The organism is Panacagrimonas perspica (assembly GCF_004364935.1).
In the GTDB taxonomy this organism is placed as follows: Bacteria; Pseudomonadota; Gammaproteobacteria; order Nevskiales; family Nevskiaceae; genus Panacagrimonas; species Panacagrimonas perspica.
Genome location: NZ_SOBT01000009.1, coordinates 105,727 through 129,333 on the forward strand (window position 1 = coordinate 105,727; position 23,607 = coordinate 129,333).

17 protein-coding genes and 1 pseudogene are annotated in these 23,607 nt (G+C 66.0%); 8 read left to right on the forward strand and 10 right to left on the reverse strand.

From position 1 onward, the window contains the following. Window positions 1-139: 139 nt before the first annotated feature. Window positions 140-643 (forward strand): DUF456 domain-containing protein, encoded by a 504-nt coding sequence (locus tag DFR24_RS12000; RefSeq protein WP_162851180.1) that lies wholly within the window; start codon window positions 140-142, stop codon window positions 641-643. Window positions 644-684: 41 nt separating this feature from the next. Further along, window positions 685-828, forward strand: coding sequence for a DUF3096 domain-containing protein (locus tag DFR24_RS12005; protein WP_133881662.1), 144 nt, complete (start codon window positions 685-687; stop codon window positions 826-828). Window positions 829-951: 123 nt separating this feature from the next. Here DFR24_RS12005 and DFR24_RS12010 read toward each other — a convergent pair whose 3' ends face one another. After that, window positions 952-2,709 carry a lytic transglycosylase domain-containing protein gene (locus tag DFR24_RS12010; protein WP_246051638.1) on the reverse strand — a complete coding sequence of 586 codons (1,758 nt, stop codon included), beginning with the start codon at window positions 2,707-2,709 and terminating at the stop codon, window positions 952-954. A gap of 245 nt (window positions 2,710-2,954) precedes the next feature. Here DFR24_RS12010 and DFR24_RS12015 point away from each other — a divergent pair, with 245 nt between their 5' ends. From DFR24_RS12015 to DFR24_RS12030, 4 genes are all read left to right on the forward strand, one after another. Further along, on the forward strand, window positions 2,955-3,413 hold the full coding sequence (locus DFR24_RS12015) for a hypothetical protein (protein WP_133881664.1): 459 nt from the start codon (window positions 2,955-2,957) through the stop codon (window positions 3,411-3,413). Beyond that, window positions 3,410-4,351: a prolyl aminopeptidase gene (gene pip / locus DFR24_RS12020; RefSeq protein ID WP_133881665.1), complete on the forward strand. Its 942-nt coding sequence runs from the start codon at window positions 3,410-3,412 to the stop codon at window positions 4,349-4,351. The genes DFR24_RS12015 and pip overlap by 4 nt, the downstream gene beginning before the upstream one ends. A 76-nt stretch (window positions 4,352-4,427) precedes the next feature. After that, the gene (locus tag DFR24_RS12025) at window positions 4,428-5,642 is read left to right on the forward strand and encodes a putative DNA modification/repair radical SAM protein (RefSeq protein ID WP_133881666.1); all 1,215 of its coding nucleotides are present in this window, start codon (window positions 4,428-4,430) and stop codon (window positions 5,640-5,642) included. Continuing rightward, a complete protein-coding gene (locus DFR24_RS12030) occupies window positions 5,639-7,078 on the forward strand; it encodes a UdgX family uracil-DNA binding protein (RefSeq protein ID WP_133881667.1) in 1,440 nt (479 codons plus the stop codon). Before DFR24_RS12025 ends, DFR24_RS12030 begins: the two co-directional genes overlap by 4 nt. Window positions 7,079-7,450: 372 nt before the next feature. Here DFR24_RS12030 and DFR24_RS12035 read toward each other — a convergent pair whose 3' ends face one another. The 5 genes from DFR24_RS12035 to glnK all read right to left on the reverse strand — a co-directional run bounded on the left by DFR24_RS12035 (window position 7,451) and on the right by glnK (window position 14,181). Then, the gene (locus DFR24_RS12035) at window positions 7,451-7,765 is read right to left on the reverse strand and encodes a hypothetical protein (protein ID WP_133881668.1); all 315 of its coding nucleotides are present in this window, start codon (window positions 7,763-7,765) and stop codon (window positions 7,451-7,453) included. Between the two features lie 86 nt (window positions 7,766-7,851). Next, entirely contained in the window at window positions 7,852-8,937 is a 1,086-nt protein-coding gene (locus tag DFR24_RS12040; protein ID WP_133881669.1) for a YCF48-related protein, read from the reverse strand. Further along, window positions 8,934-11,546 carry an efflux RND transporter permease subunit gene (locus tag DFR24_RS12045; RefSeq protein WP_133881670.1) on the reverse strand — a complete coding sequence of 871 codons (2,613 nt, stop codon included), beginning with the start codon at window positions 11,544-11,546 and terminating at the stop codon, window positions 8,934-8,936. The genes DFR24_RS12040 and DFR24_RS12045 overlap by 4 nt, the downstream gene beginning before the upstream one ends. Before the next feature lie 514 nt (window positions 11,547-12,060). Next, window positions 12,061-13,746, reverse strand: coding sequence for an ammonium transporter (locus tag DFR24_RS12050; protein WP_246051639.1), 1,686 nt, complete (start codon window positions 13,744-13,746; stop codon window positions 12,061-12,063). A 96-nt stretch (window positions 13,747-13,842) separates the two neighbouring features. Continuing rightward, the gene (gene glnK, locus DFR24_RS12055; RefSeq protein WP_133881671.1) at window positions 13,843-14,181 is read right to left on the reverse strand and encodes a P-II family nitrogen regulator; all 339 of its coding nucleotides are present in this window, start codon (window positions 14,179-14,181) and stop codon (window positions 13,843-13,845) included. A 521-nt stretch (window positions 14,182-14,702) separates the two neighbouring features. Here glnK and DFR24_RS12060 point away from each other — a divergent pair. Then, the gene (locus tag DFR24_RS12060) at window positions 14,703-16,697 is read left to right on the forward strand and encodes a primosomal protein N' (RefSeq protein ID WP_133881672.1); all 1,995 of its coding nucleotides are present in this window, start codon (window positions 14,703-14,705) and stop codon (window positions 16,695-16,697) included. A 6-nt stretch (window positions 16,698-16,703) separates the two neighbouring features. On the opposite strand, the gene DFR24_RS12065 is transcribed toward DFR24_RS12060, so the two are convergent. After that, window positions 16,704-17,840 (reverse strand): anhydro-N-acetylmuramic acid kinase, encoded by a 1,137-nt coding sequence (locus DFR24_RS12065; protein ID WP_246051640.1) that lies wholly within the window; start codon window positions 17,838-17,840, stop codon window positions 16,704-16,706. Window positions 17,841-17,874: 34 nt separating this feature from the next. Further along, the gene (locus DFR24_RS12070) at window positions 17,875-19,068 is read right to left on the reverse strand and encodes a peptidoglycan DD-metalloendopeptidase family protein (RefSeq protein ID WP_246051641.1); all 1,194 of its coding nucleotides are present in this window, start codon (window positions 19,066-19,068) and stop codon (window positions 17,875-17,877) included. A 396-nt stretch (window positions 19,069-19,464) separates the two neighbouring features. Between DFR24_RS12070 and tyrS the strand changes: the two genes are divergently transcribed. Continuing rightward, a complete protein-coding gene (tyrS, locus tag DFR24_RS12075) occupies window positions 19,465-20,670 on the forward strand; it encodes a tyrosine--tRNA ligase (RefSeq protein ID WP_133881674.1) in 1,206 nt (401 codons plus the stop codon). A 42-nt stretch (window positions 20,671-20,712) separates the two neighbouring features. Here tyrS and DFR24_RS24940 read toward each other — a convergent pair whose 3' ends face one another. Together DFR24_RS24940 and DFR24_RS25345 are read right to left on the reverse strand one after the other, a co-directional pair. Beyond that, window positions 20,713-22,167 carry a tetratricopeptide repeat protein gene (locus DFR24_RS24940; protein ID WP_246051642.1) on the reverse strand — a complete coding sequence of 485 codons (1,455 nt, stop codon included), beginning with the start codon at window positions 22,165-22,167 and terminating at the stop codon, window positions 20,713-20,715. Window positions 22,168-22,671: 504 nt separating this feature from the next. Then, window positions 22,672-23,544 (reverse strand): annotated as a pseudogene (locus DFR24_RS25345) (protein kinase domain-containing protein); the annotation flags it as partial. Window positions 23,545-23,607 lie beyond the last annotated feature (63 nt).

Below are 23,607 nucleotides of genomic sequence, written 5' to 3' on the forward strand. Positions count from 1 at the left end.
TTCCGGCAGGCGCAGGACGCGGCCCCCCAAAAACCGGGGAGCCCGGTTCAGCGCAGGTCTGCGCCCACCGACTTGTCGGCGTGAGTGATCCGGTTCAGCGGCGGTCGGGCCAGTGCCGTAGACGATCCGCGCCATCGAAATGGAAAACATCGACCTCCTCTTCACGCTGCTCGGCTTCGTGCTCGTCGCGGTAGGCCTTGCGGGCGCCGTGCTGCCCGCGCTGCCGGGCCTGCCGTTCGTTTTCGGCGGGCTCTGGGCGCTGGCCTATGCCACGCAGTACACCCGCGTCGGCATGTTCACGCTGTCGGTGCTGGTCGTGCTGCTGGTCATCGGGCTGGCCCTGGATTTCATCGCCGGCAGCCTGGGGGCGAAAAAATTCGGCGCGAGCCCCGAGGCCATCGCCGGGTCGCTGGTCGGCGCCTTTGTCGGCATGTTCTTCGGACTGCCCGGCCTGGTCTTCGGCCCCTTCGTCGGCGCCGTGCTCGGCGAGCTCAAGGCCCGGCGCACCGTCGGCCAGGCCGCGGTCTCCGGTGTCGGCGCCTGGATCGGCCTGATGCTGGGCATCGTTGCCAAGCTCGTCATCGCGCTGGTGATGATCGGCGTGTTCGCGTTCGACTACTTCGTGAACCTGGCCCCGGCCTGAGCGGGACCTACAATCGATCGTCCCCACATCCTCCGACCACGATGACCCTGCACATCAACATGCAAGTCGTACCCGTGATTTCGCTGATCGCGGGCGTGCTGATCCTGGTACGGCCGAAACTGCTGAACTACATCGTGGCGTTCTATCTGATCGCCGTGGGCGTGTTCGGACTGATCGGCCGCTAGCTACGCCGTAGCCCGGACGAAGTCCGGGGGTTCCTTTCGCATACGGAGCGCAGCCCCGGGCTTCGTCCGGGCTACGGGATGGCTCCGGACGGGCAGCCTTGCCCAGACCTGCGCCGACTGTCCCTACCGGCTGACCGGCACGCGCAGCTTGTCGCCGACGCGGATCTCGCTGGAGCTGCCCATGTCGTTGGCCTGGCGCAGATCGCGCAGCGACACCTTGTAGGTGTGCGCGATAGAGGTCAGCGTCTGGCCGTAGCGGACCTTGTGCGTCCGATACCCGGCCTTCGATGGCTTTGGCACCGCCTTGGCGACCGCATCGGAGGCATGCTTCTCGGCACGCGTCAGACCCGGCTTGGACTCGCCGACGGCGACCGTCACCGGCCCCGGGCGCGCTTCGCTGTGCGGCACGATCTTGAGGACCTGCCCGGCACGCACGCCCTTCTTGCCGACGCGGTTGTTGTTGCGGATCGAGGCCTGGGTGACGCCGTAGCGCGACGCGATCTTGGAGAGCGTGTCCCCGCGCTTGACCTTGTGCAGCAGGTAATTCACGCGCTGCTGGTCGAAGCGCTCGTGGTCGCCGAGCTGCGCGTAGCCGACCGTGAAGTTCTGCGCGGCGCCGGCCGGCACGCGGATCAGATGCCCCGGCGGGACGTACAGCTTGCCGGCGATGACCTCGGGCCGGTACGCGGGATTGAGCTTGCGGAACACCTCGTCGTCGGCATTGCAGAGCCGGCGCAGCGTCTCGTAAGGCACGTAGTGCTGGGTCTCGACGACGTCGAACTCGAGCGGCGTCTTGCGCTGGATCTCGCCGAAATGCTTGCGCCAGTTGCGCTCGACATCGGAGGCCGCGAGGAACTCGGCGTAGAAATTCCGCGACGCGAAGCCGAAGCTCTTGGCGTTGTAGCCACGGATGAGGTCCGGCAGCTCGGTGCCGCCGGTCTGCGACAGGCCACGCGCGATACCGCCGCGCCCGTGGTTGTAGGCCGTGAGCGCCAGCGGCCAGGCGCCGAGCGCAGCGTAATCGTCACGCAGATGGCGCGCGGCGCCGTCGGTGCTGGTCCAGGGATCGCGACGATCGTCGACGACGTCGTTCAGGCGCATGTAGATGCGCGCCGACGACGGGATGAACTGCCACAGGCCCGCGGCGCCGACCTTCGAATAGGCCTCGACGTTGAAGCTCGACTCCACCAGCGGCAGGCGCGTCAGCCGCAGCGGCAGCGAGTAGGACTGGAACACGCCCTCCATCGCCGGCAGGTAGTTGCCCGAGGTCTCCAGCGCCATCTGCGTGCGCTCGCGCAGGCCGCGCTGAGAACGCAAGGCCTTCGCGGCGTTGGCGAAGCGGGCGTCGTCCGTGTTCTTCGAGAACAGGTCGAAGATGCGGCGCTGCTCGACGTTCAGCGTTTCGGGCTGGTAGCGGGCTTCGTGGACCTCTTCGAGCAGCTTGCGCGTGCGCGTCAGCGCGGCGGCTTCCTCGGCGTTCTTCAGCCGGCGCAGGGACCCCGGGTCCATGTACGCGGCTTCGCTGGTGAAATCGAGCACCTCGAACACCATGTCGAGGTTGTTCATGTCGTGGATCGCGCTCTGGTTCTCCGAGTATTCGGAAAACACCTTGGTCCAGAACGCCACGTTGGGCGCCAGGATCGGATAGCGCGGGAACAGGATGTCGTCGGCGTCGGCCTTGGCCAGATCGGGACGGCGCACCGGCGGAACCGGCGCAGGCGCCACGGCCGGATCTGCAGCGAGGATCGCACCGGACTGGGCGGTCCTGATGCCGGCGTCGAGCGCCGCGTTCGTCGAGGTTTCGTCGGCTTTGGCGGTCATCCCTCCCAGGCAGGTTGCCGCCACGCACAACCGGGACAGCCACTGGGTCACCGCCATCATCCACCTCGCCGCCAATACCGCAGAATTCTCCGGAAAAATGTGTCTCGCGAGCGTCATGCATCGCGTTCCGGAACTGCACGCGATGCTAACGCGGTCACTCGACATCATCAACGAAAATCTTGCAGGAAATCGAGGTCGCGACGAGGCCGCCGCCGATACCCGGCGCCGGCGCGCCGACGACCTGCGCGACGCGAAAAATTCCACGCCAGCGCCTACCATCGCCGACCTGCCCTGGAAACCGCCGCGTGAACGCCGAACAACTCTGCCTGCTGGCCGCCGGTACCTTCTTCTCCTCCGGACTGCTCACCGGATTCTGGAAATACGCCTGCATCGCACGATCGCCCGAGGCCATCGCGCCGGTGTACGTGGACATCGCCCATCGGGCGAGCCTGATGTACGCCTTCTCGGCGATCCTGCTGCGCGAGTTCGTTCCTTACTCGCCGCTGTCGCCGACGGGCACGCTGTGGGCCGCCGGCCTGCCGCTGCTGTTCTTCGCCACGGCGATCGTGATGTACATCGTCCACGGCATCCTGCAGGACACCGACAATCAGCTGCGTTCGCCGCACCGGCTCGGCAAGCTGACCTTGCCGGGCATCGCGATACACGGCTTCATGTGGCTGCTGGCCGCGGCCGAGATCGGCGGCTTCGCCGTGCTGCTCTACGGTTTCGTCGTCAGCCTTCCGGGCACGGGATTGCCGTCGTGAGCTTCATCGCCACCGAGCCCTTTCGTACGCACCGCCTGCGGGTCAGCGACCTGCACGAGCTCCACATCGAGGAGTGCGGCAATCCGCAGGGCGTGCCGGCCGTCTTCCTGCACGGCGGGCCCGGCGGCGGCTCGGAACCCTGGCATCGCGAATTCTTCGATCCGGCGAAGTACCGCCTCGTGCTGTTCGACCAGCGCGGCTGCGGGCGCTCCACGCCGCATGCCGAGCTGCGCGAGAACGGCACCTGGGAGCTGGTGGCGGACATCGAGCGCATCCGCCGGTACCTGGGCATCGACCAATGGCTGGTGTTCGGCGGCTCCTGGGGATCGACGCTGGCGCTGGCCTACGCCGAGCGCCATCCCGAGGCGGTCAGCGCGATGGTCCTGCGCGGCATCTTCCTGCTGCGCCGTGCCGAGATCGCCTGGTTCTACCAGGAGGGCGCGAGCTGGGTGTACCCGGATGCCTGGGAACATTTCCTCGCCCCGATCCCGGAGGCGGAACGCGACGACATGGTGATGGCCTATCACCGGCGCCTGACGAGTTCCGATGCGCGCATCCGCAGCGAGGCGGCGCGCGCCTGGAGCATCTGGGAAGGCTCGACCAGCAAGCTGCTGCCCAGCAGCGACATGGTCATGCGCTTCGGCGAGAGCCGCTTCGCCGAGGCGTTCGCGCGCATCGAGTGCCACTACTTCGTCAACAACGGTTTCTTCGAGACCGACAACTGGCTGATCGAGAACGTGCACCGCATCCGCCACATCCCGGCCGTGATCGTGCAGGGCCGCTACGACGTGGTGTGCCCGATGCGCTCGGCCTGGGACCTGCACCGCGCCTGGCCCGAGGCGGACTTCCGTGTCATCGCCGACGCCGGCCATGCCGCCAGCGAGCACGGCACGCTGGCGCAGCTCATCGAGGCGACGAACCGCTTCGCACGCGACTGAGTCTCTCGAAGCCGGGAGCAGGTCTTGCGTCGTCCGGCGCGTTGCAAACCTGCGCCCCCGGCACCATCTAACCGTCATGGAAATCGTCCAGAAACTCGCGGTGCTGGCCGATGCCGCCAAGTACGATGCCTCCTGCGCGTCCAGCGGCGGCCCGAAGCGCGATTCGCTCAAATCGGGCGGCATCGGGTCGACCGAAGGGATGGGCATCTGCCACGCCTACGCGCCGGACGGACGCTGCATCTCGCTGCTCAAGATCCTGCTGACGAACTTCTGCACGTACGACTGTGCGTATTGCATCAACCGTCGCAGCAGCAACGTGGCGCGTGCGCGCTTCAGCGTCGACGAGGTCGTGAAGCTCACGCTGGATTTCTACAAGCGCAACTACATCGAGGGGCTGTTCCTGAGTTCCGGGATCATCCGTTCGCCCGACTACACGATGGAGCAACTCGGCTTGGTCGCGCGCAAGCTGCGGCTGGATCATCGCTTCGGCGGCTACATCCATCTCAAGACGATTCCGGACGCGGCGCCCGAACTCATCACCGAGGCCGGGCGCTGGGCCGACCGGCTGTCGATCAACGTCGAGATGCCCACCGAGACGGGCCTGGCGTCGCTGGCGCCGGAGAAGAATCTGCGTGATATCCGCGCCGCGATGGGCAGCCTGCGGCTCAAGATCGACGAGACCCTGGAGGAGAAGCGCGCGCCGCGTTTCGCGCCGGCCGGACAGAGCACGCAGATGATCGTCGGAGCCGACGCGGCGAAGGATCGCGACGTGCTCGAGACCAGCGACAACCTCTATCGCAACTACCGGCTGCGCCGCGTCTACTACTCGGCGTTCAGCCCAATCCCCGATGCGTCGCGCGTGCTGCCGCCGCTGGCGCCGCCGCTGATGCGCGAGCACCGGCTGTACCAGGCCGACTGGCTGCTGCGCTTCTACGGGTTCACCGTCGACGACATCGTGCCGCTGGATGCGCCGGATCTTCCGGCGGACATCGACCCGAAGACGGCCTGGGCGCTTCGTCATCGCGAGCAGTTCCCGGTCGACGTGAATCGTGCGGACCGCGAGACGCTGCTGCGCGTGCCGGGACTGGGCGTGCGCAACGTCGAGCGCCTGCTCGAGCTGCGCCTGGTGAAGACGCTGCGCTACGACGATCTCGTGAAGCTGCGCGTGCCGATGAAGCGCGTCGCGCCCTTCATCATCACGGCCGATCACCGCCCGCGCGCGGATGCCGAGACCGCGAACCTGCGACGCACGCAGATCACGGCGACGCAGGGCGACCTGTTCGGCGCATGAGGCAGGTCGACTTTCCTCCGGGCGCCGGCTTCGAGGCCTGGCGCGACGCGGCGCGTGCGCTGTTGCGGGATGCGGTGCCGCCCGAAGACGTGAGCTGGACCACCGGGCCGCAGGACGATCTGCTCGGAGCAACGCCGATATCGGAGTCGACCGGCCAAGGCGCTGCGCAGGCGCGCGTACCACGCGAATTTCCGCCGCTGGCCCGCAGCGTGCTCGCGCACTCGGATCCGCAGAGCCCGGCGCTGATGTATCGCATCCTGTGGCGGCTCACGCACGGCGAGCCGCGGCTGCTGGAGCAGGTGACCGACGCCGACATCGTGCGCGCGCGTGCCTGCGAGAAATCCGTACACCGCGACGCGCACAAGATGAAGGCCTTCGTGCGCTTCCGCGAGATCGCAGCACACGACGGCGAGCCGGTTTTCGTCGCCTGGTTCGAGCCCGAGCACTACGTCGTCGAGCAGCTCGCACCGTTCTTCGCGGGCCGCTTCGCCGGCATGCGCTGGTCGATTCTGACGCCGTATCGCAGCGCCCACTGGGACGGGCAGGAGTTGAGCCTGGGGCCAGGTGCGCTGCGCAGCGATGCGCCGCAGGACGACGTCCTCGAAGACCTGTGGCGGACCTACTACGCCAGCATCTTCAATCCGGCGCGGCTCAAGGTGAAGGCCATGACCCAGGAGATGCCGCAGAAGTACTGGAAGAATCTCCCGGAGGCGCGATTGATCCCGGGCTTGGTTCGCGAGGCCGCGCAGCGTCGGGACGCGATGGTCGAGCAGGCGTTTGCCGCGCCGAACCGAAAGATCCGCGGTCATGTCGCGCCCGAGGCTCTGCCGGTGCCGACGGGCAGCCTCGATGAGCTGCGCCGCCTTGCGCACGACTGCCGTCGCTGCGATCTGTGGAAGCCCGCGACGCAGACCGTCTTCGGCGAAGGACCGGCGCACGCGCGCGTGATGGTCATCGGCGAGCAGCCTGGCGACCAGGAAGATCTCGCGGGCAAGCCCTTCATCGGCCCCGCCGGCAAGCTGCTCGACAGCGCGCTCGAACAGGCCGGGCTCGATCGCGCGGACTTGTACGTCACCAACACCGTGAAGCATTTCAAGTTCGAGCCGCGCGGCAAGACGCGCCTGCACAAGCGCGCCGATGCCTACGAGCAGCAGGCCTGCCGTCCCTGGCTGGACGCCGAGATCGAGCGCGTGAAGCCCGACGTGATCCTGTGCCTGGGCAGCATGGCGGCGTCGGCGATGCTGGGCAGCAGCTTCAAGTTGCTCAAGCAGCGCGGCACCTGGCACACGGGCGAAGACGGATCGCGCGTGATCGCCACGGTGCATCCGTCCTACCTGTTGCGGCTGCCGGATGCCTCTGCGCGCGAGCAGGGCTTCGCGGATTTCGTCACCGACCTTCGGCAGGTTGCCGACGCACTGGCCAAAGGTCGGCCCTGACCCCTGGCCAGGATTTCGACGCGGCCCAGCGGCGGCCTCGCGATGCAGGGGACTCGCAGCGGCAGGTGCTGATCAAGGGCGGCGTTCGTGCGTTCGACAACCCGGGCCGCGCACTCCCGGCGTCGGCGACAGCTTCGGGAATTTCGTGGTCGACGTGCCGGGCGACCTTGCGATCACGCGCAACGATCTTCTGGACACGCCGATGGCGCGGACCGCGGCGCCGACGAGCCTGTCACCGGTACGGGCGACATATCCCCGATCAGACTGGCGCCGCCACCCGTCGCGCAGGACGGGCAAGGGAAGGAGTGTCGAAGAACAGGCCTGGCACGACCGGTTCTTCGAGGGCGACGGCCTGATGCCGTCGCAGGGGTATCAGAACAACTTGCTCCAGAAACCCTCGCCTTCCTTCTTGTCCTTTTCCTTCTTGAGGACTTCGACCTTCGACATGTCCTCGTAGACCACGCGCTCGTTCTCGCCGTAGAGCGCCTTGTTGGTGATCTTCGTGACGACGAACTTGTGGACCACATCGTTGCGCGTGGTGATGCGCACGTTGTCACCCTTGTTCACGCCCGAGATGACCGACTCGGCGCTGGTCGCATCGATCGTCTTCTTGGAAGCGCAGCCGCCGACCGCGAACAGGCTCAGGGCGATGGAAATGGCAATCAGGACTCGACGAAACGCGAACATCGGTATCTCCACAGGTGGTGGGATCCCGGCGGCATGGGCCAGGATTCGCTGGGGCGAAAAGATACCACGCGTTCCCGGGCCGTCCGCTACTGGCCGAGCGGGGCCCGGGCCACGCCGTCCTCGCCGACCATCTGCAGGTGATCCGCCACGGCGACGACGCCGGAAAGGGAACCCGATGCGGGCGGCGCTCGATGGGCGGTGCCATCGGGGCGTATGTAGACGATTTCCCCGTCCGATCCGACCAGCACCGCACGGCCGTCGGGCAGCATCGCGCCGCCGAACATGGACTGCACGGTGCCGATGTCGACCGGCTGCCAGGTGCCCGCGCGGACGTCGTCGGTCACCAGTACGTTGCCGCGCAGGCCGAAGACCAACGCACCCTTCTCGCCATGGGGCAGCGCGCCGAACAGTGACCCTTCGTAGGGCGCCGGCAGGCGTTCCCAGGTGACGCCGTCGATGCTGACGCCGATCAGGCCGGTCTCCCCGGCGATGAACAGATTGCCGTCGCCCAGCCGGATCAAGGCGTTGAGGTGCAGACCGTCCTCGCGAATCGGGGTGGCTTCGACCTCGGTCCAGGTCGCGCCCGCGTCTGCGGTCTGCAGAAACATGCCGTAGGCGCCGACGCCATAGGCTTGCCGCGCGTCGACCGCGAACACGTTCAGCAGCGGCTCGCCCTTCTCCGGCATGAAGCGTTGCAGGGCCCAGGTCTTTCCGCCGTCGGTGGTGTGCAGGATCGTGGCGTCGTGACCCACGGCCCAGCCGTTCTTCGCGTCGGCAAATGCCACCGCGGTCAGCGTGACGTTGATGGGCACCTCGACCTGCTTCCAGGTCTGGCCGTCGGAAGACAGCAGGATGTTGCCGCGATCGCCGACGGCGACCAGCGTGTCGCCAGCACAGGCCACGCCCAGCAGCAGCGTGTGCGAGGCCAGCCGCGCGATCTCCGCAGCACGCGGCTTCACCGGCGGCAGCGCTTCGGCAGGAGCTTGCTCGGCCGGCGCCGCTTCTTCCGCGGGCGCCGCCTCTGCGGTCGTCGCGGCGGCAGCGGAAGCATCTTCGGCCGGCGCTGCCGCTTCCGCGGCAGCCGGCGCGGTGTCGTCCTGTGCCACGGCGATGCCGAGCGCGAGCAAGGCTGTCAGAGACGCCGCGATGAGGGTTGGCTTGAGCGCGTTCATGCCGTCACCGCCTTGGTCGCGTCGGAAGTGGGGCCCGGAGCCGGCGGCTTGAGCAGGAAGGCCGCGAACGCCGGCAGCAGCAACACGGCGGCACCGGCATTGGCCAGGAACATGATCGTCAGCAGGATGCCCATGTCGACCTGGAACTGCAGTCCCGACAGCAGCCAGGTGCAGACGCTGGCGGCCAGCGCCAGGGCGGTCACGATCACCGCCTTGCCGGTCTGGTGCAGCGTCTGCTCGTAGGCGCGCCGCAAGCTCATCTTGCGTTCGGTGACGCACTCCTCCAGCACGCTGTAGATGTAGATGCCGTAGTCGACACCGATACCCGCGGCGAACGCGGCCACCGGCAAGGTCGAGACCTTCAGGCCGATATCGAGGAACACCATCACCGCGTAAGTGAACACCGACACCAGCGCCAGCGGCACCAGCACGCAGACCAGGCCGGCGAGCCTGCGGAACGAGGCCCACACGCAGATGGCGATGCACAGGTACAACCAGAGCAGCACGGTGTGCTCGGTATCCTCGATGACGTCGTTGGTCGCCGCCATCACGCCGACGTTGCCGGTAGCCAGCGCGAACTTCACCGGCGAGGCGTCGCCCTCATCGGCAACGAATTTATTCACCGCCGCCACGACCTTGTCGATGGTCTCGGCCTTGTGGTCGGCGGTGAAGACGAAGACCGGCATCGCGCTGCAGTCGGCGTTGAGCAGTCCGCTCGACGTCGGGAACTGCTGCCCCGCCAGCACCAGCGCACCGGACTCGCGCGGCAGCACCATGAACTTCGGGTTGCCTTCGGAAAACGCGTTGTAGACGATCTTGGCGACCTGCGGCATCGAGAGCGTCGACTGCACGCCCTCGGTGTTCTGCATACGCCAGGCGAAGCGGTCGATCGTCTCCATGATGCGGTGATCGATGCAGCCGTCGGCCTTGTTCTGGGCGATGACCTTGATCACGTCGACGCCGATCGAGAATTCGCTGGCGATCTTCGCGGAGTCGCGGTTGTAGCGGGACTCGGGCCGCAGCTCCGGCACGCCATCGTGCAGTTCGCCGATCTTCAGATCCTTCGAGACCCACTCGGCCCAACCCCAGCTCGCCACCGCCAGGGTCAGCACCACGGCCGCGACCGGCTTGTCCGTGATCATCGAGATCGCGCGCCACACCGGCGCAAAAGCCGCATCGCGACGGCGCTGGTGCTCGCGGAACTTGTCGGGGTTGCCGAGCTTGGCGTACGAGAGCAGGCAGGGCAGCAGGATCTTCTTGCACACGATGACGGCCACGAGGCCGAACATCGCGTTGATCGCCATCTCCTGCACGATGCCGATCGGGATCAGCAGGATCGTGCCGAAGCCCACCACGTTGGTGAGCAGTGCGGTGATGCCAGGAATCACCAGACGACGGTACGTCGCGCGCGAGGCGTCGAGGCTGTTCAGTCGATGGTCCGCGACTTCGAACAGCCAGAAGCTGGTGATCTGGATGCCGTGACTGACGCTGATCGCGAGCACGAGGAAGGGCACGAGGATCGCGAACGGATCCAGGCCAAAACCGAACAGGTGCAGGATGCCCAGCTCCCAGACCACGGCCAGGATGCCGCAGGACAGCGGCAGCAGCGCGATCAGGCCCGAGCCGGTGTACCACCAGAGGATCACCCAGACCAGAAAGATCGTCAGCGCGAAGAAGCCGACGACTTCGAGCGATGCGTTGGCGATGTCGCCGACGACCTTCGCGAATCCGACGATGTGGATGTCGACGTTGGCGTTGTAGTCCGGGTTGTCGACTTCCGCGATCTCGAAGTCGCTCCCCTTGAGCTTGCGCACTTCCTTGTCACCGCTCTCGAGCGCGACCGTGAACTCCACGTCCTGGAAGCGCAGATTCCATTTGCGCGGATCGGTGTACGTCACCATCGCGACGTCGCCGGCCTTCAGCGGATCGCTCGCTGCCTTGAGGCGGTACTCGAACATCTTGGGATTGATGAAACGCTGGCGGACATCCTCGATCAGCGCCGCGGTCTTCACGTAGTCCAGCTTGGCCCCGGTGACCGGGTTCTGTTCCAAGAGCTCGGAGAACACCATCGCGCCGGACTGGTCGTTCGCCACCAGGCGGCCCAGCACCTTGGCCTTGGTCACGTTCGAGCGCACCCGCGTGAGCATCTCCTCGGTGGGCGCGTAATCGGCGGGAATGACGTTGCCGCCGTACAGACCTTCCTCGCGCACTTCGACGTAGCGCACGTCGGGCGTGAAGATGGAACTCACGCGTGTGCGATCCATTCCCGGCGTGAAGAACACCGAATTGGTCAGCGCCTTGAGCGTGGCCATGAATTCGGGTTCGTACAGATCCTTGCCGGGCGAGCCGTCCTTGCGGATCAGTGCGAACAGCACCAGGTTGGCGCCGCCGAACTGCTGCTGGTACTGCTTGAAAACCTGGATGTAGGGATGTCCGAGCGGAAGCTGCTTCTCGAAACCGGTGTCGAGTTTCAGGTGGGCCGCCTGCCAGCCCATGAACAGCGTCATGAAGAACAGCACGATCAACGTGCGGGGCCGCTTGCCGAACACGATCGGTTCGGTGACCCGGATGAACAACTGCGAGAAAGCGCCTCGAGCGTCGCCGTGCATCAGGTGGTCTCCCCAGATTCTGGTTATGTTCTGCTGTTCTCAACCAGTCGCAATCCGCGTCCGCCTACGACTTCGCCGGTTGTGGACCCAAGCATGGCAGTCCTCGGCTGATCGCGCAGCCGGAAATTCACATTATCTGCAGGGCCGCGTCCTGTCGGGTCCGCCGAGCGTCGTTGTGGGCGGCTCGCGGCGACAGCCCTAAGCCCCAGGACTGGAATTTATGCGAATCGTCCCGGCGCGATGCCGCTGTCCGGATCTCCCCACCGCTTGCCATGAATGCACGGCCAGCACTGACAGCGGTAACGACGATATCCACTCGTAGCTTGGGCGCAATGGCATGACGTCAGCTGCGGCCATGTCGCAGGTCGATGCCGATATCGATGACCCGACGCGGCACGGGGCGTAGCAATTGATCGCCCATAGAAAAGGGGCGGACCGTTGCCGATCCGCCCCAACACAACACCCCTGGGAGGAGAAAGCTGCGCGAGGGAAACTCCCCTCGCGCAGCCTGTCATTACATGTTGTAGGCCTTCTCGCCGTGCTCGGCGAGATCGAGACCTTCGCTCTCGGCCTCTTCGCTCGGACGCAGGCCGATGGTGTACTTGAGGGCCAGCAGCGTGACGCCTGAAACCACCGCGCTCCACACCACCGCCAGAGCCACCGCCTTGACCTGGATCAGGATCTGCGTCGGCGAGTAGCCCACCGTCATCGAGAACCAGTCGGCGTAGACGCCCACGCCGCCCTTGGCCGGATCCACGAACACACCGGTGAGGATGGCGCCGATGATGCCGCCGACGGCGTGCACACCGAACACGTCGAGCGCATCGTCATAGCCCAGCATGCGCTTGAGGTAAGCGCAGGCGAAGAAGCAGCCAGCGCCTGCCGCCAGACCGATGATCAGCGCACCCTCGATGCCGACGAATCCGCAAGCCGGCGTGATGCCGACCAGACCCGCGATGGCGCCGGAGATGATGCCCAGCAGGCTCGGCTTGCCCTTGAAGACCCATTCGGCAAAGAACCAGGCCAGACCCGCCGTCGCCGTGGCAACCATGGTGTTGGCGAACGCCAGCACCGCGTAGCCGTTGGCTTCGAGGTTCGAACCCGCGTTGAAGCCGAACCATCCGAACCAGAGCATCGAGGCACCGATGACCGACATCGTGAGCGAGTGCGGGGGCATGGCGACCTTGCCGTAGCCCGAGCGCTTTCCGACGATGATCGCTGCCACCAGGCCTGCGATACCGGAGTTGATGTGCACCACCGTGCCGCCGGCGAAGTCGAGCGCGCCGAGCTGCCACAGGTAGCCCGCGGTCGAGTTGAGTTCGCCCACGACTTCGGCCGAGGTGTACGCATCCGGACCCGCCCACCACCAGACCATGTGCGCCATCGGCAGGTAGCTGAGCGTGAACCAGACCACCGTGAAGATCAGCACCGCCTTGAACTTCATGCGCTCGGCATAACCGCCCGCGATCAGCGCGCAGGTGATGCAAGCGAAGGTGAGCTGGAAGATCGCGAACATCAGCTCCGGAATCACGACGCCCTTGCTGAAGGTCGCAGTGGCGGTGAAGAAGCCGTTCGAGTCGTAGATCACTCCCTTCAGGAACATCTTGTCCAGGGTTCCGAAGAACGGACTCGAGCCGCTGAAAGCGATGCTGTAGCCGTAGACGACCCAGAGCACCGAGATCAGACAGAAGATCGCGAACGTCTGCGTCATCGTCGACGCCATGTTCTTCTGGCGCGTCATACCGCCATAGAACAAGGCCAGGCCCGGCAGCGACATGAACAGTACGAGCGCCGTCGAGGTCATCATCCAGCTGACGTTGCCTTCATTGAAGGTCGGCGCGACGGGCGCGTCGGCCGGAGCCTCGGCTGCGGGAGCAGCTTCGGCCGGTACGGCAGCCGCTTCGGCGACGGGGGCTTCAGCCGGCGCAGGCTCGGCCTGCGCCACTTCCACCGGAGCGGCAGCCGCCACTTCGGGCTCCGCCTTCTTCTTTTCCTTCTTGGGCTTCTTCACTTCCGCCACCGGCGCTTCGGCGGGCGCGGCCTCGACGGCTGCAGCCTCCGGAGCCGCTTCGGCCGGTGCGGCCTCGGGCGCGGGAGCAGCCGCTTCAATTGCGGCCGGCGCCGCTTCTTCGGCTCCCGCCGGCATCGCGAACATGCAGCTCGCGGCCAGCCAGAACCCCAGTGTCATCTTCCGAATCATGAACTTCTCCTTGCGTGGTTCTTCAACGCGCTGCGCGCTTCTGCGTCGGCTGGGGCACATGGCCGGCCGGCGGACTCCCTGCGCTGCGGCTGATGTCTAGAGCGCGTCCTTGCCGGTCTCGCCGGTACGGATGCGGATGGCCTGGTCGAGCGAGAAAACGAAAATCTTTCCGTCCCCGATCTTCCCCGTGTGCGCCGCCTTGCTGATGGCATCGATCGCGGCGTCGACCTTGTCATCGGCCAGGGCCACCTCAATCTTCACCTTGGGCAGAAAATCCACCACGTACTCCGCGCCGCGGTACAGCTCGGTATGGCCCTTCTGACGTCCGAAACCTTTGACTTCGGTCACCGTGATGCCGGCCACTCCGATTTCCGAGAGCGCTTCGCGCACCTCATCGAGCTTGAACGGCTTGATGATGGCTGTAATCAATTTCATTTAGTAACTCCTTGATCAAGCTGCGAAAAAGCTTTGAGAATGCACAGGCTGCTAACTGTTGGCCTTGCGCCAAGGGCAAAAAAGCACGGAGCATGCCAGCGCGTTCAAGCACTGTTCAGGTCATTCGACCGGCTCAAGCGATCTACATCGCACCACATTGGTGCATTCACCCAATTCCTGTGCGGTCGCCTTGCGCGACGCCCCGCCTTGGACCTCCCATCCCCAATGTCCTTTGTCGAGCCCTACGAATTGGAGCGCCGGAATCGGGGCCGGGTCATTCAGTCTGGCTCCCCCAATCGAGTGAGCTGGAAGGTCTTATGCACATGCGCGATTGCTCACAGCGTGTTTGTCACGTCAAGACATGCCCGCTTCACGCTGCTGCAATGCACGTGCAGGTACCGGTTTAAAAAGAATTTATTTGTGCCGATCCGGACGCGGTCCGGAACGGAAATTGGCCGGGGCGCCGCGGCGCCATTTCGGCGAGCATTGCTGATACACAAAGTTATCCACACCGCTGCACCATGACGGAACATCGAGTCAAGGTCGCCGTTCCAGCACCGTTTTTTCACGCGCTCGACTACCTCCCGGGCGACCTGGAACTGGTGCCCGGAATGCGGGTGCAAGTGCCGCTCGGACGACGGCAGGTCGTGGGCGTGGTAACTGCCGTCGAGCGCACCATCGATGACGAAATCCGCTGTCGTCCCATCACAGCCGTGCTCGACAACGGGGCACCTCTACCTGCTGATCTGCTGAGTCTGTGCAACTGGGCTGCCGACTACTACTGCCATCCTTTGGGCGAGGTATTGGCCGCCGCACTGCCCGCGGGATTGCGAAAGCTTCCGGGCAAGGCGATCCGCCGACGCAAGTCCCCGAAGGCATTGCGGTCTCCTTCGTCCGCGGGTGAGGCGTTGCAGCGGGCGCCAACGCCCGAGCAGGCGGTCGTGCTTGACGCGCTGGCAGGTCAGCCGCCGGGTTTCGGCGTGGACCTGATCGAAGGGGTTACCGGCAGCGGCAAGACAGAGATCTACCTGCATCGGGTGCAGGCCGCGATCGAGGCGCAGGGGCAGGCCTTGGTCCTGACGCCCGAGATCGGCCTGACACCCCAGCTCGTCGAGCGCTTCCGGCAACGATTCGGTGACGGCGTCGCCGTCTTCCACTCCGGCATGACGGAGCGCGCTCGCACCGACACCTGGCAGGCCTGCAGCGAAGGTCGCTGCCCGGTCGTGATCGGCACCCGGTCCGCCGTCTTCCTGCCCCTGCCCCGGCTGGCGCTGATCGTCATCGATGAGGAGCACGACGCCTCGTTCAAGCAACAGGACGGCTTCCGCTACTCGGCACGCGACATCGCGATCGTCCGCGCACAGCGGGCCGCAGTGCCGGTCATCCTGGGATCCGCCACCCCTTCGCTCGAGTCCTTGCACAACGTCGCACGCGGGCGCTATCGGCATCACCGATTGAACGCCCGCGCCGGCGCGGCGCGGATGCCGCAGCCGCGCCTGCTCGACCTGCGCAACACCAAGCTGCGCGACGGGCTGTCGGCCGAGCTGATCGACACCGCGTCGCGGCATCTGGCAGCCGGTGGTCAGGTTCTGTTCTTCGTCAACCGCCGCGGGTATGCGCCGGCTCTGCTCTGCCACGAGTGCGGCTGGCTCGCGCCCTGCCCGCATTGCGACGCGCGACTGACGCTGCACCGGGCACGCGGCCGCCTGATCTGCCATCACTGCGGAAGCGACTCTCGAGTGCCGCTGCGCTGTGGCCAGTGTTCCAGCACCGATCTGATCCCGGTCGGGCAGGGAACGGAGCGCGTCGAGGACGCCCTGCGCGCCCTGTATCCCGATCTGCGGGTGGAACGCATCGACTCCGATCGGGCGCGCCTTGCCGGGGAACTCGATCGCCTGCTCGCGGACATCCACTCGCGCGACATCCGCATCCTCGTGGGCACACAGATGCTCGCCAAGGGGCACGACTTCGAGGGGCTGACCCTGGTCGGCGTCATCGACGCGGACCAGGCGCTCTACAGCTCCGACTTCCGCGCCGTCGAACGAATGGGGCAGCTTCTCACGCAGGTGACGGGCCGCGCGGGGCGCGGCGCCACATCGGGCGAAGTCGTCGTGCAGACCCATCAGCCCGATCATCCGCAGCTCCAGCGATGGCTACGCGATGGCTACGCCGGTCTGAGCCGGGAACTGCTCGAAGAGCGGCGCCTCATGGGCTTTCCGCCGTTCTCGCATCTGGCGTTGCTACGCGCCGATGCGCTGGATGCCGACGCAGCGCAGGACTTTCTGCAGAAGGTTGCCGCGCTGATTCCTGGCGATCGATCGATCGACAAGCTCGGGCCGGTGCCGGCCCCGATGGAACGTCGCGCCAACCGCGTGCGCGCACAGCTGCTGCTGCGCTCGCAGAATCGGATGGGGCTTCAGCGCCTGCTCGCGGAACTCGTCCCACAACTCGGCTCACTGCCCGGAGCGCGGCGGGTGCGATGGTCGGTCGACGTCGACCCGATCGATCTCTACTGAAGCGCCTCAGGGCGCGTAGATGCCGCCGAGCGATGTGGCGCGACGCGCACCCGTCACCGACGGCAGATTTCCACTCTCTCCGCGAAGGCGCCGGCAGGCCAGCCACGCGAAGGCACTGGCCTCCACAGCCTGGGGATCGAGCCCTCGCGCCGCCGAATCTTCGACCACCACGTCCGGCAACAGCGCGCGCAAGAGTGCCATCAGGAATGCGTTGCGTGTGCCGCCGCCGCACGCGATGAGCCTCCGCGTCCGGGGTGCGTGCCGAAGCAGCGCGCTTGCGACGGTCGACGCCGTGAGTTCGCACAGCGTGCGCTGGACGTTCGCCGGATCGCGCTGCGCGAGCTGCACGTCGCGTGCCTCCAGCCATCCCAGGTTGAACAATCCGCGGCCGGTGCTCTTCGGAATGTCGCGCTCGAAGTACGGCTCGGCCAGACAAGCGCGTAGCAAGTCGTCGTCGATCTCGCCCGACGCGGCCCAGGCGCCGTCGCGGTCGCAGGTCTGCTGGAGGTGACGCTCGATCCACTCGTCCATCAGGCAGTTGGCGGGGCCGCAATCGAAGCCGCGCACCTTGCCCGCGTCGGCATCCGGCATCAGCGTGAGATTGGCGATGCCGCCGAGGTTCAACACGGCCCGTGGCTCCGCAGCGTCCGCGAACTGCGCGTGATGAAAGACCGGCAGCAGCGGAGCGCCCTGCCCCCCGAGCGCAACGTCGGCGCGCCGGAAGTCGGCCACGACGGTCAGTCCGGTACGGACCGCGATTCGGGATGGATCGCCGAGCTGAAGGCTGTTGCCGATGGTGACGGCGTCGTGGAAGACCGTCTGCCCGTGGCTGCCGATCGCGCGTATGGAATCGGCTCTGTCGCCAGCTCGTTCGATCAGGGCGAGCGCGGTATCGGCGAACGCGTCGGCGACGGCACGATCGAGCTGGGCGTAACGCGCCAGCGAAACCGGCGTGGCCTCCCGGCTCAGGTCGACGAGTTCGCTACGCAGATCCGCCGTGTAGTGACCCGAGTGAGAGGCGAGGACGCGAACGAAGCGCCCTTCCTTGAACTCCGCGAGAACGGCGTCGATGCCGTCCTGGCTGGTTCCCGACATCAACCCGATGTACTGCTCCACCGGACCTGCCGCGAAGAGATCCGTCACTTCGCGGCCAACGCCATGTCCGGACGCCCCGATATCAGGGCGTGGCGGCGGAAATTGCGGGCAGGATGGCGGCCGGCGCCTGCGCAACGCGCGGGGCACGAGCCGATTCGATCTGCGCGATCAGCGGCACGATCTGCGACTGGAACTTGGGCAGCTGCGCGCGGGCGATCGGGTTGGCACGCGGCATCACGATGTTCACCGGGTTCTTGTGGACGCCGTTGACGCGGAATTCGTAATGCAGATGCGGTGCGGTGGCGAGACCCGAGGCGCCGACGTAGCCGATCACCTGTCCCTGCTTCACCTTGGCTCCGGCCTTCATGCCGGCGCGAAACCGCGACATGTGCGCGTAGAGCGTCTCGTACTGCTGACCGTGCTGGAGGATCACGACGCGACCGTAGCCGCCCTTGTTGCCGATGAAGGCCACCTTGCCGTCACCCGTCGCCTTGATCGGCGTGCCGGAGCTGGCGGCGTAATCCACGCCCTTGTGGGCCCGGATGGTGTTGAGGATGGGGTGGCGACGGCGCAGGTTGAACGGCGAGCTGACACGCACCACGTCGAGCGGGGTACGGAAGAACGCCTTGCGCAGCGACTGCCCGTCCGGCGTGTAGAACGCCGAGCGCCCTTCGCCGTCCTTGAAGCGGACCGCGCGATGAACCTTGCCCTGGTTGACGAATTCCGCCGCGAGCATGTCGCCGTCACGCAGCTTCACGCCATCCTTGTAGAGCTCTTCCATGACGACGGTGAAACGGTCGCCGTCACGAAGGTCGAGCGCGAAGTCGATGTCGTAGCGGAACAGCTCCGCCAGTTCCATCACCATCCGGACCGGCAGGCCCGCTTTCTGGCCGGCGATGAACAGCGAGCTGTCGATGGTGCCGGTGATGGTGCGCGTGCTGCGCGCCAGGTCCGCCGTCAGGGTATTCGCTTCGAAATGATCGCCAACGCGCTCCACGTGCAGAGTGCGCAGATCGTCCAGTTCGTAGCGAAGCTCGAGAAGGTCGTCACCGGACTTTCGGATCTCCAGCGTGTCGCCGGCCTTGATCCGCTTGAGCTGGCGAGCGTCGGGTCCGAGTTCGAGGATCGACATCCACTGAGCGGTGTCCAGGCCTTCCGTCTCGAAGACCGTCGAGAGCGTCTCGCCCGGTTCGATGCGGACCGAACTCCACTCGCTGGCTTCGGGGACGACCAGCGGATCCGAGACAGCCGACTGGATCGCCTGTTCGTAGGCCACAGCCTCCGCGATCGCGACGTCCTCCGAAAAACTCGGGGTCGACAGGTCTCGCTTGGCAATACTTTCTCGTGAAACCAGGATCGCTAGCCCCACCACGCATACCGAGGCGGCCAAAACGATCCTTCTTGCCGAACGGGGTGACCGATCGACTGAGCTATAATCCAGCTTCATCCTGTTGACTCGATTGAGACTTTCGTCCGCTGAACGTATCCAGCGGGCCAGCCCGGCGCATTAGTTGTAAGACGCGGGTTGCAACTCGGGCGAAACAGGGGCGTAAAGAACCATAAATCCACAGGTCGCGCAAGGCTTTCCTGCGGGTCTCTGTTCCATTACCTGAGCATTCGCCGACGGACGGTTTCGAACTGACCTCGGACAAAAAACCGCCGAAAACCCCTTATGTCCCTCGCAGAACTCGAACGCGGTACCTCCGAAATTCTTCCCCTCGAAGAGTTTCGTTCACGGATCAAAGAAGCGGCTCAGAAGGGCACTCGCCTTCGCATCAAAGCCGGCTTCGACCCCACCGCGCGCGACCTCCACCTGGGCCATACGGTTCTTCTGAACAAGATGCGTGCCTTTCAGGACGCCGGCCACGAGGCGGTGTTCCTGATCGGCGATTTCACCGGGATGATCGGCGACCCGACCGGCAAGAACGAGACGCGCAAGCCGCTGACGCGCGCCGACGTCGAAGCCAACGCCCAGACCTACCGCGATCAGGTGTTCAAGGTGCTGGACCCCGAGCGCACCACGGTGGTGTTCAACTCTCACTGGCTGGACAAGCTCGGCACCGATGGCCTGATCCGTCTCGCGGCGCAGCAGACGGTGGCGCGCATGCTCGAGCGCGACGATTTCTCGAACCGCTACAAGGGCGGCCAACCGATCGCCATCCACGAGTTCCTGTATCCGCTGCTGCAGGGCTACGACTCGGTGGAGCTGAAAGCCGATGTCGAACTCGGCGGCAACGACCAGAAATTCAACCTGCTGATGGGCCGCCATCTTCAGCAGGCCTATGGGCAGAGGCCGCAGTGCGTGCTCACGGTGCCGATCCTCGAAGGCCTGGACGGCGTGAACAAGATGAGCAAGTCGCTCAACAACTACATCGGCGTGAAGGATCCGGCGCCGGAGATGTTCGGCAAGATCATGTCGATCTCCGACACGCTGATGTGGCGGTACTACGAGCTGTTGTCGTTCAAGCCGCTGGCCGAGGTCGAACGACTGAAGCGCAGCGTTGGCGAAGGCGCCAATCCACGGGACATCAAGATGGAACTGGGCGTGGAGATCGCCTCGCGCTTCCATGGCGCAGGCGCGGGCGAGGCTGCGCGCGCCGCATTCATCGAACAGTTCTCGAAGGGCGCGCTGCCCGACGAGATTCCCGAGATCACCATCGCGGTACCCGCCACCGGTCTCGCGCTGGCCCGTGTGCTCAAGGAAGCGGGCCTGGTGGCGAGCAACGGCGAAGGCGCGCGCATGGTCGAACAGCGCGCCGTACGCGTCGATCAGCAGCGCGTGGAAGACAAGACGCTCGTGCTCGTTCCCGGGGCGACTTATCTGCTGCAGGTGGGATCGCGCCGCTTCGCGCGCGCCACGCTCGTCGTGGCCAGCTAGAGCCCCAGCCGGCGCCTGCATCGGATCGGCGTAACGCCCCCTCTACGATCCGATCCGAGCGAGCGCCCGCTCCGCCGCCCGGATCGATGGCGCCCCCGGAGCGTCGTAGCGCTTGCTTGCTTCCAGCGCCCGCTCGGCCCAGATGCGCGCGCTGGGGAGATCATCCACTCGCCGCAGGGATTCCGCGTGGATCAGCCAGAGATACGGGCCGGTCCGGACATCACGCGCACCCACGATGTTTTCGAACCCCACGACGGCATGTGTGCTCGACGCCAGGGCCGCATCCCAATCCTGTCGCTCTTGAGCGAGCCGGGCGATTCCGCCGTGGGCAAGTGCCGCCAACTCGTCGTTGCGGCCACCGGTCCGCGCGAGCACATCGTCGAACTGCTGCTGCGCGTCCGAGAAGCCGTCGTGCTCCAACAGGAACCGGCCCCAGCGTTCGCGTGCGACGCTGATGGCCTCTGAAGCCTGTGGGCCATCGTGCCGCAGCTCCTCGTCGAGGTTGCTCCTGAACGCGTCACGTGCCTTCGCGGACATGTCTGCGCGATCGTAGGCGTCCCCAAGAATCAGCAGCCTGCGGCGCAGCTCGCGCCCGCCACCCGGGTCGCCTTCACCTTTCTTGAGCGCGGCTTCGAGGAGGGCGATGGCTTCCCGCGGCCTACCTTCGGCCGCAAGGCACCCGGCAAAAAGATAGCGGGCGTCTTCTTCGTCCGGGCTACTCCCCCGCACTGGGAACAGTTTTTCGAACAACACCAGCGCAGGCACGCGCTGCCCGTCGCGATGCAGCGTCGACGCATGCAGCGCGATCGCCAGACGAGTCCTGCCATCGTCCGGACCATAGATCGTCTCGATCATCGCCGCGCCGCGCTCACGGGCCTCGATCGCGACGTCATATCGGCCCTGATCGTCCCGCGCTTGCGCGAGACCCGACCACATCGACTGCAGCGGCACGTGCTCAGCTTGTTCCGGGTTCTTCTGCACGACGGCGATCGCGCGCAGAAAATGCTGCTCCGCTTTCGCCGGGTTGATCGGCAGATCACGCCAACCGAGCGCGATCAGCGATTCCACGAAACCGGCGTCGCGGGGATCGAGCCGCTCGTACATTTCCAGCGCCTTTCCAATCGCCGCGGGATCAGCCCAAGTCCCATTCTCGTGAAGGCCGCTGCGGATCAGCCACCAGCGCGCACGCGTCATCGTGCTATCGAGGCCTGCCCTGCGGATCAGCGGATCGAGTTCTGCGAGCAGCCTCAGCGCGCGGGCGTCGTCGTCGTCCTCGCTGGCGTGATGCGCTTCGTCGAGAAGACCCTGGATGACGGCAGGATGTGTATCCCGGTGCATGCGCCGGAGTTGCGCCAGCGCCTGCGCGTGGAGTTCGTGATAGCGCTTCTGGTCGCCCAATTCGCGATAGATCGACGCGGTCATGCCGAGCAACTCGACCTGGATGTCCGGGTCGTCGTGAAACCGCTGCTCGATTTTGGGAACGGCCAGATCGAGCAACTCCCGGGTCGTGCTCGCGCCACGCGGTTCGCCCTGTTCCCGGGTCAGGTCACGAGCGCGCAGCGCGTCGACGAGGAAATCCCTGGCGGCGCCGACGCGGACCGCATCGCGCTGCGCCGTCGCGCCAGCGAGGCGTGCCTCACTGGCGTGCCACAGCGCGACAGCTGTGGCGAAAACCAGGCTGAGGATTGCGATTCCGATGAACGTCGCCGCGACGCGGTGATGGAACACGAAACGCTCGAACGCATACGCGAGCGTTTCGTGTCTTGCGAATACGGGCCGCCCCTGGAGATGACGACGCAGGTCGTCCGCGAACTCGGCAGCAGAACGATAGCGACGTGCGGGCTCGCGCTGCAGCGCGAGAGCGACGATCGCGTCGAGGTCGCCGCGCAGGCAGCGCGCTTCGATCGGTGCATCGATACGCGCCTGCGCGATGCTGCTCGGCGACGGCGGCTCCGCACGAAGCTGGCGCTCGATCATCAAGGGCAACGAGGACCGCGATCGATGCCAGGGCCTCTCGCCGCTGAGCAACTCGAACAGCAGCAAGCCCAACGAATACACGTCCGACGCCGGCGTCACCGGCTCCCGCGCAAGCTGTTCCGGCGATGCGTAGGCCAGCGTCATCGGAGCCTGTACACGCCGCTCCTCCAAGCCGTCGTTGCGCAGAAGCGCAGCCACGCCGACATCCAGGAGCTTGCATTGTCCTTCGGTCGTAACCAGCACTTTTTCCGGCTCGATATCACCATGCACGAGCAGGTTGCGGTGCGCATACGCAGCCGCTTCGCAGAGATGCAGGAACAGCTCCAGTCGCTGCGACAATGGGGCGCCGCGCGTGCGGCACCACTGCGTCAGCGGGAAGCCTTCGATCCACTCGACGACGATGAACGGCCGGCCATCGCGTGCGACACCTGCGTCGATCAGCCGCGCGATGCCCGGATGATCGAGCCGCGCGAGCACCCTTTGCTGCTCATCAAAGCGGTCGGGCGATTCCACCGCCTCGTGAGGGATCAGCCTGAGCACGGCCTGCGGATGAGCCGCGCCGTCGGAGCGCTCGGCGTGGTACAGCTCGCTCGTTCCGTCAGCGGCGATCAGGGCGCCGAGTCGCCATCGACCGATCTGTGTATCGGACGCAGCGCCCTGCGTCGGTGTTCCGCTGTGCGCAGCCACTGGTTGCGGGTGCTCGGTGGCGTCGTCGGGCACGCCGGCCTGCTCGATCAGCCGATTCACGTGGCGTCGAAGCCATTCGTCCGTGCCCGTGCGTTGCTCCAGCCACGCTCCGCGCTGCGCGGGCGGCTGCGTCATCGTCTCGTCGAACAGAGTCTCGATCCGCGCCCAGGATTCGGCGCTCATCCGCGCGTCCAACTCGAGCTCTCTCATGACGGAATCACGACGGCGGATAGCGTAGTAGGTCCGGCACGGCGCGCCTCGCTTTCTCTTCTC